Raw genomic sequence first — 14,579 nt, 5'->3', positions numbered from 1 at the left:
AGAAAAGATGAAATTTATAAAAAAAATAGTTTTGGTATCCGCAATTTTTGCTTGTACCCAATGTTCTAGTGACTTTTTAGATAAAGCACCATTAGACACCATTAATACTTCGAATTACCCAACTAATGCTGCAGAATTGGTAACATTAGTTAATGGTGCTTACCAACCTTTACAATGGCCTAAATTATATAATTTGAGAATGTGGACTACTGATATTATGGCCGGGAATAGTATTGTAGGAGCTGGTGGCGGAACGGATGGTATTGAGACACAAGATATGTCTAATTTTGTAACCAGTACAGATAATCAAGGTGTATTAGATATTTGGAGAGGACCATGGCCAGGTATTTTAAGATCAAATATTGTATTGAGTGTTGCCCCTAATCTAGACATAGATGAGACCGTTAAAAACAGATCTATGGGAGAGGCTTATTTTTTAAGAGCACATTATTATTTTATTTTAGTACGTTTTTTTGGAGATTTACCTTTAATAACGACTCCGCAAAGTTCGGACTCAGAGTTATATCCAGCTAGAGTATCTAAAGCCTTAATTTATGAACAAATTATAGCTGATTTAGAAAAAGCCGCTGAATTATTACCTAACAAAAGTGAGTATTCAGGAAGCAATATCGGTAGAGCAAACAAAGGAGCAGCTCTTGGAGAATTGGCAGAAGTCTACCTTACCCTTGGAAATAATTGGCAAAAAGTAGTTGATTTAACCACTCAGGTTGAGGGACTAGGTTTTGGTTTGAATACGAATTATGCAGACAATTTTAATCCATCAACAGAAAATTCTAAAGAATCATTATTTGAAGTACAATATGAGAGTAACGGCGGTTACAGTTTTTGGAATAATGAAAATCAAGCTTCTTGGGCAAGTCCATTTATGGGACCAAGAGGTGGTAATTTTGTAGGAGGAGGATTTGGATGGAATCAGCCTACACAAGAGTTTGTAGATTCATATGAAACTAACGATTCTAGAAAGAATATTACTGTATTTTATGATGGAGCACCTGCATTTGATGGAAAAACGTATCAAACCAGTTATTCAACAACAGGATTCAATGTTAGAAAGTTTTTAGTACCACTAAGTGTTTCTAGCTCCTACGACAATAGTCCTTTAAACTTTCCAATACTGCGTTTTTCAAATATTCTATTAATGAAAGCGGAGGCTTTGAATGAATTAGGACAAACACTCCAAGCAGAAACTCCATTGAATAAAGTACGCAATAGGGCAGGTTTGCCAAATATTACATCTGGTTTAAGTAAAGAAGCTTTTAAAACTGCCGTATTCAAAGAAAGAAGAATGGAATTGGCTTTTGAGGGACAAAGGTGGTTTGACCTGATACGAGTGAATCAAGGGCAATATGGACTTGATTTTCTTCATTCAATTGGAAAAACAAATGCAACCTCAAAACATTTATTATTCCCGATTCCTCAAATAGAAAGAGATAGAAATCCAAAATTAACCCAAAATCCTGGTTATTAATAAATAGCGTTATGAAAAAAAATAATTTTATAAAAATACTTTCTATTCTTGGTGCTTTATTTTTAGCATTAATGAATACTTCCTGTGAAGATTTACTGAGCGATTCTATTGTTAATAATAATGATAAATTAACGCTTAAAGTTTCAACTTCAGAACTGGTTTTGGACGAGCGAAAACCGAATGATAATCTAACTTTTAATTGGACAACAGGTACCAATAATGGAACCAGTGCTTCTATTAGTTATGTATTGCAAATTGATAAGGAAGGGAACAATTTTGCCACTCCTCTGGAATATGAGATGGGAACCAATAATTTTTCGTTTTCGATCAATTCGGCGACGCTGAATTTTATTATGTTGAATACTTTTGGTGTTCAGCCTGGGGCTGTTCAAAAATTTGAGGCAAGAATAACTGCTAAGGTAGCCAATTCAAGTGCTACTGCTCAAGTGGCAACAACAACTTTTTCAATTACACCGTATTTACCGGTTTCAAAAGAGCTGTATATGGTGGGTAGTGCCACTGCTGTCGGTTGGGATGTATCCAATGCGATACAGTTAACACCCTCAACTTCATCGCCAGGAAAATTTATTTTTCTAGGGACTTTGAGTTCTGGATCTTTTAAACTTCCCGTTAGCAGAGATGGCTGTTGGTGTCAGGATTTCTATACCAAAAGTGCATCGGCGGATAATATGATGGTACACAATATTGGAGGTAGCGGACGAGATTTACAATGGCAAATAACCCAAGGAGGACAGTATAAAATAACGGCTGATTTGTTGAATCTGACTATTACCATTGAGGCCATAACCGGACCTTCATTTACACAAATTTGGATGGTTGGTGATGCGTCTCCAAGTGGTTGGACTGTCGATTCGCCTCAGGCATTTACCCAAAGTCAGGATAATCCATCTGTATTTACGTATGAAGCCAACTTCGTGGAAGGGGAATTTAAAATTCTTGCGGGTTCTTTAGGAAACTGGTGTGGAGAATGGTTCAGACCGTTAACGAATGGACAGGCTTTATCATCAACAGCTGTTGCCCAAAATTCCGGTTGTGACGTGGATAATAAATGGAAAATAACGGCAGCAGAGGTAGGTAGATATAAAATAACATTGAATACGCAAACGAATGCCATTAAAATCCAAAAAGTCAATTTATACATCATAGGTGACGGTGGTCCAAATGGATGGAATATTGGAAGTCCCTCAGCAATGAGTTTCAGTAACGGTAATTTTGTTTATAACGGACCTTTGGGAGACAGTAACGCTACGGGAGAGTTTAAAATTTCAAAATTCTATGGCGATTGGTGTGATGGTGATTGGATCAATGCTGCAACAGCAAATCAATCTTTATCGAACGGAAACTATATTATTACCCATGGCTGTAATGGCCCGGATAATAAATGGAAATTACAAACAGGGGATGCCGGTTTATACCAAATTTCTATCAATCTTGATACGCAATCGATGGCTATTACGCATCAATAAAACAATTTTAGCCCGGGTTATTAAAGTAATAACCGGGCTATTTTTAAAACTAAATGTCAAACGATGAAACGAAAAAATGCAAGTATATTAAAGTCACTATTGTTGGCTTTACTCTTTATCAACTGCGATAATAATGATAAGAGTTTTAATTATACGCCCGAACAAACTACTACAGCAGCACAAGTGGTAATTAAAACCGATAAGGCAAAATATGCTCCCGGAGACCAAGTTACATTTAGTGTGGATAAGGTGTCTGAAAATAGTATTGTCAGATATAAATACTTAAACACAGTATTGTCAGAACAGCCTTTGACTAGTACGAATTGGATCTGGACTCCACCTTCTGATGATTATAAAGGCTATCTGGTTGAATTGTATAAAACAGTTAATGGTGTTGAGGTTATTGTAGGAACGGTTGGTGTTGATGTATCTTCTGATTGGGCTAAATTTCCACGTTATGGTTTTCTTTCCCATTTTGATAATATGAGCGATAGCCAAATGACTACAAATATTGATGTTCTTAAAGATTATCATATTAATGGATTGCAGTTTTATGATTGGTCAGAGAAACATCATAAACCTTTGGCGGGTACAGTGACCAATCCATCAGATAACTGGCTTGATATTGCAAAAAGACCAACCTACAAATCAACAGTGCAAGGTTATATAAACAAAGCACATCAGTCTGGTATTAGAGCGATGTCGTATAATTTGTGTTACGGTGCATTAAATGATGCTGCGGCAGATGGAGTGCTAAATCAGTGGTATATGTTTAAAGATGCATCACATACCCAGAAAGCGGTTATGGATGCCGGTAGTTTTCTAAAAAGCCCTATTTATTTATTAGATCCGTCGAATACAAATTGGCAACAGTATATAGCAGCAAAAAATTCAGATCTTTATGCTGTATATGATTTTGATGGGTATCATATTGACCAGCTGGGTGATTGGGGAACGGTTTATAATTATGATGGAGGGGTAATTAATCTGGCTGCTGCTTTTAATCCATTTATTAAATCAATGAAAGCGGCTCATCCATCAAAAAAATTAGTTTTCAATGCGGTAAATCAATTTGGACAACAAGGAAGTATTGCGACTGCTCCAGTTGATTTTCTATATTCAGAAGTTTGGGGACCAAATGATGGATTTAAAGATTTAGCCACAATTATTCAAGCAAATAATACCTATTCCGACAATAAATTGAATACTGTTTTGGCTGCTTATATGAATTATAACAAAGCCAATAGTGCTGGTTTTTTTAACACTCCTAGTGTGTTATTGACAGATGCCGTAATCTTTGCTTTTGGTGGTTCTCATTTGGAATTAGGAGAGCATATGTTGGGAAAAGAATATTTTCCTAATAATAATTTACAAATGGATGGAGAGTTGAAAAAAAATCTTCCGGAATACTATGATTTCCTGGTTGCTTATCAAAATTTATTACGTGATGGAGGCGTCTTCAATAATCCGGTTTTAATTTCAGGAGATGGAAAAGTAAGTCTGAATAGTTGGCCTCCTGTTTCCTCAAGTGTTTCTGTAGTAGGAAAAAAAGTGGGTAACAAACAAATTGTTCATCTGATTAACTTTTCTAATGCAAACAGTTTAAACTGGAGAGATACCAATGGAGAGCAAGTGGTACCAGATATAAAGAAGAATTTAACCTTGAATCTGCAAAATAATCAAACAATTTCTAAAGTTTGGTATGCTTCACCAGATTTGGATGGAGGTGCTTCAAAAGAACTTAGTTTTAGTCAAGTTGGTAGTTATCTGGTATTCAAGATCCCATCGCTGCAATATTGGGGAATGATAGTAGTTGAGTACAAATAAGATTAATAGTTTGTTCTTATACTGCTTGTCTTCTTCGATTAGTTGAATTGTATTCCCTTTTGTAAAAACGTCCCATTATTTAAATTTTAATTGGTTTGTAATTTGTTTAAATAAATTTGTAGATGAGGATTAGTGGATACATTTGAAAATTATCACTTCAACAATAGAAAAGAAAAAGATAGGCAGTTTTTTTTATCAACCCAGATTCAGTAATAGATTTCTATTGCTGCATCTGGGTTATAAATTAACGGATGATTTGTTTTTAAATTTATCTTTGTTAATTAGTGTCTCAATTAAATTTAATCCTATTAAAAGACGTTTAAAATAGAAATACCAATAATAACTACTCATGAAAATAAAAATTAATTTTTTAGCGATTTTGGGAATAGTCGTTGCTGCTATAGTTGCTTCGTGTAAAAGTGATTCGCCTCTATTATATAAATCCCAAAATTTCACTTTATACAATAATAAAGTGGTTCAAGGTAAAAATGTTGCCGAAGTACTCTCACCAACATCGATTAAATCAAATTATAAAAGTACCGAAAATGAGACCTACTCAAATCTGATTTCATTCAAGTTCAGTATCAATGAAAAAGACAATGACTTAGCTCAAGGAGTAAACCGTCAAATTTTGGTTACCAATCAAAAAAAATCTCCTGTATATGTTTTCGGACAGCCACAATCAGATAAAATTGATTCCCCAAAAGGGATTTTACCAGCAGATACTGATTTTACTTTTAAATTAGACATGAGAGCCGTTTTTCAACAATTCAAAGAGAAAGGATTTTATCAATGTCAGGATGGATCCAAAATTGCCCAAGCCGATTTCAAAGGTGTTTATATTGCCGGAGGGGCTTTGCCACTTACCTGGGATTTTGTAAACTTGGAAGAACGTGGACTTAAAATGACCGATGCCGATAGTGACGGTATTTTTGAAATTACGTTAAAACTAAATCCATTAATTCCAGTCAAGGACAAAACATGGAAATTGGCCCAAAATATTTCGGCTAAAGCGACTTATACTTCACAACAACCTATTGTGGATGCCTTGTATAATCTTTCGTTGGAAGAAGCTAAATTGGCTATTGAGCCCGACAGTACTTTTAGAACCGGAGCAAAATGGGCGGGTGTTTGGACAAGAGATATCAGTTACAGTATTATTTTGGCATTTGCTTATCTAGAACCGGAAGTGGCAAAAATAAGTTTGTTGAAAAAAGTGAAAAGAGACCGAATTATTCAGGATACCGGTTCTGGAGGTGCATGGCCAGTTTCTTCTGACCGAACCATTTGGGCATCAGCTGCATGGGAAGTTTATAAAACAACAGGGGATAAGGAATGGTTGAAAAAGGCCTATGGAATCATTAAAAATTCAGCGGCGGATGATTATAAAACGATTCGTTCCACCCAAACCAGCATGTATTCCGGAGAGTCTTCTTTTCTGGACTGGAGAGAGCAAACCTATCCGAAATGGATGTCGAACATGGATATTTATGTGTCACAAAATTTAGGTACTAATGTGGCGCATTATCAAACGCATCAAATTTTATCCAAGATGGCAGCCATTTTAGGAGAGCCTCACCAAGAGTATGATGCGATTGCTTCGCAGATAAAGAAAGGAATAAACGAAGAATTATGGATGGAAGACAAAGGGTATTACGCCCAATATCTTTACGGAAGAAATTTCTTGACGCCATCCAAACGTTTTGAAGCTTTGGGGGAAGCCTTAGCTGTTTTATTTGATGTTGCCGATGCAAAACAAAGTAAAATGATTTTGTCCCAAAGTCCTATAACGGAATATGGGGTAACTTGTATTTATCCACAAATCCCCGGGATTCCTCCGTATCATAATGATGCTATTTGGCCTTTTGTTCAATCCTATTGGAATTTGGCTGCAGCCAAAGTTGGAAATGAAAAAGCTCTAAATCACGGTTTGGCTTCGGTATATAGAGCAACCGGTTTATTCTTGACCAACTATGAAAATATGGTCGCGGACAATGGTGATTTTAAAGGAACCGAAATCAATTCGCACCGCATGTTGTGGAGTATGGCCGGGAATCTTTCTATGGTGTATCGTGTTTTTATGGGAATGCATTTTGAAGAAGATCGATTGGTTTTCGCTCCGGTAATTCCAAAAAATTATGGAGGAACCAGAAGTTTGAAAAACTTTAAATACCGAAATGCCAATCTGGATATCACGGTTGAAGGATGTGGAAATACGATTGCCTCTGTTACCATTGATGGAAAAGAAGTCGAGAAAGCCATTATTCCGATGGCTTTTATTGGGAAACATACCGTGAACATCAAAATGAGCAATAATGATTTTTCAGGCGATGCTATTAATTTGGTAGAAAATAAATTCACTTTGGCGAATCCTATTGCAACTCTCAGCGGAGATAAAATAACGTGGCAAAATGATATAAAGGCAAAAGCATACAACATTTATAAAAACGGAAAACTGCTAGGAAAAACTACTGCTGCTACATATCAAATCTCAGATAATAATTATGCGGAATATGCGGTTAGTGCGGTTGATGCAGTAGGGCAGGAGTCTTTCCTGAGCGAACCTTTGGTATACAGTAAATCGCAACTGCTTGTTATTGAGGTAGAAGATTTTGTTGCCAAATCCGATTTGAATTATGTGAATTATTCCGGGAAAGGTTTTGTTGCCGTTTCAACGGATACTAACACCAGAATCAGTCTTCCAGTTGTAGTTGCAGAAAGTGGAGAATACTTCATGGATATAAAATATTCTAACGGAAGCGGTCCTTGGAACACCGATAACAAATGTGCCATTCGTTCTTTATATCTCAATAAAGACTATGTTGGTGTAATGGTTTTTCCCCAAAGAGGAACCAATGAATGGTCGGATTGGGGCATGTCAAATTCACATAAAATCAATTTGGTAAAAGGGAAAAACGAATTGGAATTGGTTTTGGAAGCTTGGAACAACAATATGAATGTGGATGTTAATCGTGCTATGATTGATTACATAAGATTGTATAAGGTGCAATAAAAATGAAAAAGGTGTTTTTTATAAAGCCTGTTTTTAAAAGAATAATAAAAGATAAAGGCTATCCGAAAGGGTAGCCTTTATGCTTGAAAATAATAATGAATAATGCCTTTGTTATTTTTGTAATAAATTAGGTTCTTAATGTAATTTTTTTTCGGGATACATTTTTTTATTATATTTAAAATCATTTTATCTTTGGAAATAGGACTCTATATTATTTTAAGATAAATAATGATAAATAGGTAAAAATTTATATAAATATGCAACAGGCTGAAAAGTTATCGAAATTGAATATTTTCTTGGAAGATATAAAAATTAAAGACAAGAATTTTCATTTAAGATTGGGAGCAAATTTTCCAATTATTAGTGATTTATATCAAAAATTATATGCCAATAGTCCTTATAAAGACGAGGCGTTTGATTTATTATTGAAATCTTTGGTCAAGAATTTTGAAGAACGTTCTGCTTTGCAAAAGAAACGCGATATGACACGTGTTTCTAATCCTAATTGGTATTCCAGTGAGAAAATTGTTGGGATGATGTTGTATGTTGATCTTTTTAATACTGATTTTAATGGGTTGAAAGAGAAAATACCTTACTTCAGAGATTTGGGAATTAACACAGTGCATCTAATGCCATTTTTGGATGTGCCGGAATTTGAAAATGATGGAGGTTATGCTGTGCGTAATTATCGTGAAGTGAATCCTAAATTTGGAACAATGAAGGATTTTGAAGCTTTGGTACATGAGTTTCAAAAAAACGACATGAATTTAATTATGGATTTTGTGCTCAATCATTGTGCAGATCAACATCAATGGGCTGTTGAGGCTCGTAAAGGGCATCCGAAGTACAAAGATTTTTTCTATTTTTTTCCAGACAGAAATTTACCGAATGCTTATGAACAAACAATGATTGAAATTTTTCCAGATACTTCTCCTGGGAATTTCACCTATTTGCCAGAGAGTGATCAATGGGTAATGACTTTATTTTATGGGTATCAATGGGATTTGAATTATAAGAATCCAATGGTTCTGGTGGAAATGATAGACACCATGTTGTTCTGGTCTAATAAAGGAATAGATATTTTTCGTTTAGATGCTGTAGCTTTCATGTGGAAGGTAATAGGAAAGTTTAATCAAAATCTGCCGGAAGTTCATTCTTTGTTGCAGCTCTTTAAATTATGTGGTCAGATTGTAGCTCCGGGTGTTGCCTATATTGCTGAAGCGATTGTGGCTCCTGAGGAAATTATAAAGTATTTTGGTGAAGGAGTAGCTCAAGGTGATGAGTGTGACATTGCGTATAATGCTAATTTTATGGCGTTGAGTTGGGAAGCTTTGGCTACACGAAATACTAATTTACTTAAAAAATCAATCAAAGCGGTTCCTAAAAAACCAAGAAATACAACCTGGATAAATTATGCCAGATGTCACGATGATATAGGACTGGGATTTGATGACAAATTAGTTGCTGAACTTGGATTAGACAGTTTGCAACATCGCTTGTATATTTTAAAACATTATTGTGATGGTTTTAATGGCAGTTTTGCATTGGGAGAGCGTTTTATGATTGAGCATGAAACTGGTAATGCTCGTATTTCAGGCTCTATGGCGGCATTATGTGGTTTTGAAAAAGCATTAAAAGAAAATAATCAAGAACAAATTCAACTAGCTATAAAACGAATCAATTTACAACATGCTGTTGTTTTGTCTTTAGGTGGTTTGCCAATGATTTATAGCGGGGATGAGGTTGCTATGTCAAATAATTACGGTTACTTAAATGATGAAAGTAAGAAGTATGATAACCGCTGGTTGCACCGTTCTAAAATGAATTGGAGTTTGGTCGAAAACATAGAAGATTCTGCATCGGCACAAGCTCAGGTTTACAAACAGTTAAAGCAATTAATTGAAATTCGGAAACAGACTCCAGCTTTTGCAGATAATAATGATTTAGAATTTATTGATTATGAAAATACGCATTTGTTAGTATATAAAAAAACGGATAACAAAGGGGAGGAGATATGTGTTATTGTGAATTTTTCTGAATTTGATACTATTTTTGAAAGAAGTTTGTTTGCTGATTTTAGTGGAGATAAAATGCATAATTTGCTAACGGGAACTGATATTGAGATTCATGAAAAAAACTTTATTAGCGCTTATGATGTATTGTGGCTTAGGAAATAACAAGGAGCAATCCTGAAAATTGAGAAAAATATAAGCATAAAAAAACTCCATTATTTCTAATGGAGTTTTTTGTGGAGTGTTAGGGACTGTAATCGAACACTTAATCCCAATTTTGACATTTTTTGAGAATTTGAAATAGGAGATTTAAGTGCTTATGTATAACCTCACTAACATTTATTACGCATTTTTATATTGTTAAATGTTAAGCAGGCGAGCTATTCTGGAATATTTTCAATTAAGCTCAACTTCATTTTTATCTTCAATATTACATATAATTGCAAGGAATTTATCTTTATAAGCCATTCCCCATCTATCCATTTCTAAAGTAATTGGCAACAAGCTCTTACCTTCTTCAGTAAGTGAATATTCGACTTTAGGGGGTAATACCGGAAATATCTTTTTTGAAATTATACCATATTGTTCCAATTCGTTCAGCTGGATGTTTAATGCGCGTCTTGATGCATTAGGTATTGCCTTTTGTAGCTCATTGGGACGTTTTAATCCTGAATGGATATAGTTAATAAGGCAGGGCTTCCATTTACCACCAATAATTTCCATCGTAACTTCCATGCCGCATTTATATTCCTTTATGATTTTGCGATCGTACATAATATGATTATTTTTAATAGGGCAAAAAAATGCCGTATGTTAATAATTATGCCGTAATTGTATTCTTGGCATGTATGGTTTAATTTTGTTAAAAATACAAAATAGTTCTTTATGAAGCTTTTAATATGAACAATTTAGTGGAAGGAAAATTATAACAACAACTAATATAAGGAAATTATGAATATAAGCACAATAGAGAAATTTATTGCAATAGAAGAAATCAAGAATTTGAGAATTAGGTATGCACATTACTTGGATAGTAATAATATAGAAAAGGTAATTTCACTATTTTCTGAAGATGCTATTTGCCAGACAGATCGAAATCCATGGCGAGGCCGTGCTGAGATCAAGGCAGGGTTAGAAAAAGCATTTGCGGACTATGATGAGCAGAATCATGGCAGCTATCCTTTCCTTCATGCCATAACCAATCAATGGGTTGAACTGACAAGTCCTGATACGGCTGAAGGGCGTTGCTATCTGATTGATTTGGTTAGTGAAAGGAATAATGGAGAAAGTCCATTATTGTTATTAGGTTTATATTCGGATGAATATAAATTTTTAGACGGTAAGTGGTATATAAATCGTTCAAGATTAGATATCATATGGCCAGAGCGCAACGTAGAAGGTGGCGAACCTGGCAAAAATTTGGCTCTCCCAAAATCCTGAAAATTGAGAAAAATATAAACATAAAAAAACTCCATTATTTCTAATGGAGTTTTTGTGGGCGATGAGGGGTTCGAACCCCCGACCCCCTCGGTGTAAACGAGGTGCTCTGAACCAGCTGAGCTAATCGCCCTAGTACAATTTAGTGATTTTTCATTCCCTTATTGCGAGTGCAAATATAAGCTTGTTTTTTGCTTATCCAAAATATTTTCGCACAAATTTTAATATTTTTTCGAGTGAATTTATATTTAATTGGTATTTAGTTTATTAGGTTTGATGGAATTTTCAAATAAACTCCGTTTATAGATTGCAAGACGGAGTTTATTTGAAAATTTATAATCTATTTGGATAATGAAGGTTCGTTATGGTAAATGAAATCACCGTGAATACCTGTAAAAGCTTTGTTCAATCCATCAAAAAATACTTTTCGATCATCTTCTTTTGGCCACGTTGTTTTTATTAACTCTGTTTGTTTATCACTGGATTTTTCTAAATCGGATAAGGAATCATAATAATAAGCTTCGAGAAAATCCCTGCTGTCAGATCCCCAAGCATGACGATTTGGGTAATATCCTTTGATGTAAGGGTTATTCATGGTTATTTTTTCATTAAATTCCTTCATGCCTTTTCCTTGACCATTCAGCGACATTTGAGATTTTCGGATATAGACAACCATAGGTTCTTTTGAAGTAGGTTTGAATTCTTTGGATCCTGCAATGGAAGAATAGATTTCATCAGAATGCATAGGGCCATAATACGTATTGTATTTATCAAAAAAGGCCTTTCTGATTTTTTCATCTGGCCAACCTTTTTTAATTAATTCATTAGAAACATCATTAGATTTTTCGATGTCTTCCCAAGTTTTAAAAACAGATACCAGTAAAACCTCAGAACTATTTTCTGTAAAATAATGATTAAGAATTTCGGAGCCAATTATTAAATCGTTCTTACTGGTGACTTTGTCAAAGTATTCTTGTTCGGTTTGTTTCCAGTCTTTCCTATCCGTATCTAAATTTCTGTGTAATGTAGTCACTGTAATAAATACAGGTTTTGGGTCCTCTTGAGCAAACATTCCGATGCTTAACATGAATGTTAAAATTAACAATCTCAATGCTAAATTGTCTTTCTTTTTCATAATAGTTTAAGAATTAAGTGATTAATGAATAAAAATAGTCACATAAATTTAACTAATTATGAGTCAATTAGTTGCGGAAATAAACAATTTATTTTTGAAGATAATTATTATCGAAAGCTAAATCCCTTTATTTAAAGGCAATTCAGCTACTACAAACGTACTGCCGCCAATAAAGATAAAATCATTTTTTGTGGCATTATTCTTAGATGATTCATAAGCGTCTGTTACAGAGGTGTATGTGCTTCCGTTAAGATGATGTGTTTTTGCTTTTTCTTGTAAAATAGCAGCTTCTAAACCACGGGGAATGTTTGGTTTGCAGAAATAATAAATGGCATTCTTTGGGAATAAAGGTAAAACTTCATCTAAATCTTTGTCATTTACCATCCCAAGTACAATATGTAGTTTTTCGAACGTTTCTTTTTTAATTTGGTTCATGACAATTTCTAATCCGTTCTTATTGTGGGCGGTGTCACAAATAACTTTAGGGGATTCACCTAGTTGTTGCCATCTTCCTTGAAGTCCTGTGTTTTTTACAACCAGAATTAAACCAGATTTGATATCATCCTGGAAGACTTTAAATTCTTTTTGGGCATTTAAAATAGCAATTGTTTGTATCGCGGTTTTTTTATTATGCAGCTGATAATTGCCAATTAAATCAGAAGGATAGGTTTCTAAAATCAATTCAGAAGCAAAATAGATTTTGGAGTTGCATTCTTTGGCTTTCGCCAAAAAAACGGGCTTGGTTTCAGTAGTATATTCTCCAATCACTACAGGAATGTTTGGTTTTATGATTCCCGCTTTTTCAAAAGCAACAGATTCAAGTGTGTTGCCAAGAAATTGGGTATGATCCAATCCAATATTCGTAATAACGGATACAAGCGGCGTAATGATATTAGTAGCGTCTAATCTTCCGCCCATTCCAACTTCTATAATGGCAATGTCCACTTTTTCTTTTGCAAAATAATCAAAAGCCAATCCGACGGTCATTTCGAAGAAGCTCATATCGTTTGCTTCAAAAAAAGCTTTGTGCTTATTTGTAAAATCCGTAACAAATGCTTCAGAAATTTCAATTCCATTAATTTTGATGCGCTCCCTGAAATCTTTTAAATGAGGAGAAGTATACAATCCCACTTTATAGCCCGCTTCCTGTAGTATGGAAGCCAGCATGTGCGAAGTAGAACCTTTTCCGTTGGTTCCTGCAACATGGATGCATTTTATTTTTTCTTGAGGATTGTCAAGATGATCTATTAGTAAATGCGTGTTGGTTAAATCTTTTTTATAGGCCGAAGCGCCCTGAAGTTGATACATCGGGAGTTGATTAAACATCCAATTTATAGTTTCCTGATAGTTCATTTTTTGAATAAAATAGTCGTTGTTTAAAATATTTTTCGATTTTTTTAGTTTAATAGTACATCGAAAAGTATCTTTATTGCAAAATTGAAATAATTTTTAGAATTAATGAGTAAAAATCAATAATAATATATGTTTAGTTTTATACAATTACAGGCCGACACTATTGCTAATGCTGCGTCAAACGTAGTAATCGAGAAAATTGCTCCAAATACTGAAATCTCTGTTTTGGAATTTATTTTAAAAGGAGGGTTCTTCTTAATCCCAATTTCAATCTTATTATTCTATACTTTTTATTTGATTATAGAACGTACTTTGTACATTAATAAAGCATCGAAAATGGATCACCGATTGATGTTAGATGTCAGAGATAATCTAAATTCCGGTAATCTGGAATTGGCTCGTTCTATCGCCGAAAGAAGCAACACGTCTTCCGGGAACATTATTAAAGAAGGAATTCTTGTTATTGGCAGACCTATTGCCGAGATTGAATCTAATATGGATCGCGCTGCAGACATTGAAATTGGAGAAATGGAGAAACATTTAGGTCAATTAGGTCTTATTGCAGGGATTGCTCCTACACTAGGATTTATTGGAACTATTTCTGGAGTAATTAAAATATTTTACAGTATTTCAGTTACTGAAAACATTAGTATTGGTAATATTTCTGGAGGTTTATACGAGAAAATGATCAGTAGTGGTTCTGGGTTATTAGTTGGTATTATTGCGTATAGCGCGTACCACTTATTAAACGGAAAAATTGATAATTTTGCTTTAAAAATTCAAAAACAGATACTGGAATTCGTAAATATTATTCAAAGATCGTAAC

At 34.4% G+C, this 14,579-nt stretch carries 10 protein-coding genes and 1 tRNA gene; 7 read left to right on the top strand and 4 right to left on the bottom strand.

Annotated features, from left to right (window positions below; translation table 11 throughout):
* Positions 1–7: 7 nt before the first annotated feature.
* The 5 genes from ACM55H_RS10805 (at position 8) to ACM55H_RS10785 (ending at position 9,993) form a co-directional block, all read left to right on the top strand.
* On the top strand, positions 8–1,489 hold the full coding sequence (locus ACM55H_RS10805) for a RagB/SusD family nutrient uptake outer membrane protein (RefSeq protein WP_416836491.1): 1,482 nt from the start codon (positions 8–10) through the stop codon (positions 1,487–1,489).
* 11 nt (positions 1,490–1,500) lie between these two features.
* Positions 1,501–2,976, top strand: coding sequence for a SusE domain-containing protein (locus tag ACM55H_RS10800; protein WP_416836490.1), 1,476 nt, complete (start codon positions 1,501–1,503; stop codon positions 2,974–2,976).
* Positions 2,977–3,039: 63 nt separating this feature from the next.
* Positions 3,040–4,803, top strand: coding sequence for an endo-dextranase (locus ACM55H_RS10795; protein ID WP_416836489.1), 1,764 nt, complete (start codon positions 3,040–3,042; stop codon positions 4,801–4,803).
* A gap of 349 nt (positions 4,804–5,152) precedes the next feature.
* Complete coding sequence (locus tag ACM55H_RS10790; RefSeq protein WP_416836488.1) at positions 5,153–7,816, top strand: alpha-L-rhamnosidase-related protein; 2,664 nt, start codon at positions 5,153–5,155, stop codon at positions 7,814–7,816.
* 257 nt (positions 7,817–8,073) lie between these two features.
* Positions 8,074–9,993, top strand: a complete 1,920-nt coding sequence (locus tag ACM55H_RS10785) for an alpha-amylase family protein (RefSeq protein WP_416836487.1) — start codon at positions 8,074–8,076, stop codon at positions 9,991–9,993.
* A 231-nt stretch (positions 9,994–10,224) separates the two neighbouring features.
* Here the strand turns inward: ACM55H_RS10785 and ACM55H_RS10780 are convergent, their stop codons facing one another.
* Positions 10,225–10,602, bottom strand: coding sequence for a winged helix-turn-helix transcriptional regulator (locus ACM55H_RS10780; protein ID WP_416836486.1), 378 nt, complete (start codon positions 10,600–10,602; stop codon positions 10,225–10,227).
* A 177-nt stretch (positions 10,603–10,779) separates the two neighbouring features.
* Between ACM55H_RS10780 and ACM55H_RS10775 the strand changes: the two genes are divergently transcribed.
* The gene (locus tag ACM55H_RS10775; RefSeq protein WP_416836485.1) at positions 10,780–11,268 is read left to right on the top strand and encodes a nuclear transport factor 2 family protein; all 489 of its coding nucleotides are present in this window, start codon (positions 10,780–10,782) and stop codon (positions 11,266–11,268) included.
* A 55-nt stretch (positions 11,269–11,323) separates the two neighbouring features.
* Here ACM55H_RS10775 and ACM55H_RS10770 read toward each other — a convergent pair.
* From ACM55H_RS10770 to ACM55H_RS10760, 3 genes are all read right to left on the bottom strand, one after another.
* Positions 11,324–11,398, bottom strand: a tRNA-Val gene (locus ACM55H_RS10770).
* 207 nt (positions 11,399–11,605) lie between these two features.
* A complete protein-coding gene (locus ACM55H_RS10765; protein WP_416836483.1) occupies positions 11,606–12,400 on the bottom strand; it encodes a hypothetical protein in 795 nt (264 codons plus the stop codon).
* Between the two features lie 117 nt (positions 12,401–12,517).
* Positions 12,518–13,753 (bottom strand): bifunctional folylpolyglutamate synthase/dihydrofolate synthase, encoded by a 1,236-nt coding sequence (locus tag ACM55H_RS10760; protein ID WP_416836482.1) that lies wholly within the window; start codon positions 13,751–13,753, stop codon positions 12,518–12,520.
* Between the two features lie 129 nt (positions 13,754–13,882).
* Here ACM55H_RS10760 and ACM55H_RS10755 point away from each other — a divergent pair, with 129 nt between their 5' ends.
* Entirely contained in the window at positions 13,883–14,578 is a 696-nt protein-coding gene (locus ACM55H_RS10755; protein WP_416836481.1) for a MotA/TolQ/ExbB proton channel family protein, read from the top strand.
* The last annotated feature ends 1 nt before the right edge of the window (position 14,579 follow it).

Origin of the sequence: Flavobacterium cryoconiti, from assembly GCF_048158645.1 — a bacterium.
Lineage (GTDB): Bacteria > Bacteroidota > Bacteroidia > Flavobacteriales > Flavobacteriaceae > Flavobacterium > Flavobacterium cryoconiti.
This window is presented reverse-complemented; position numbering and strand designations above follow the sequence as displayed.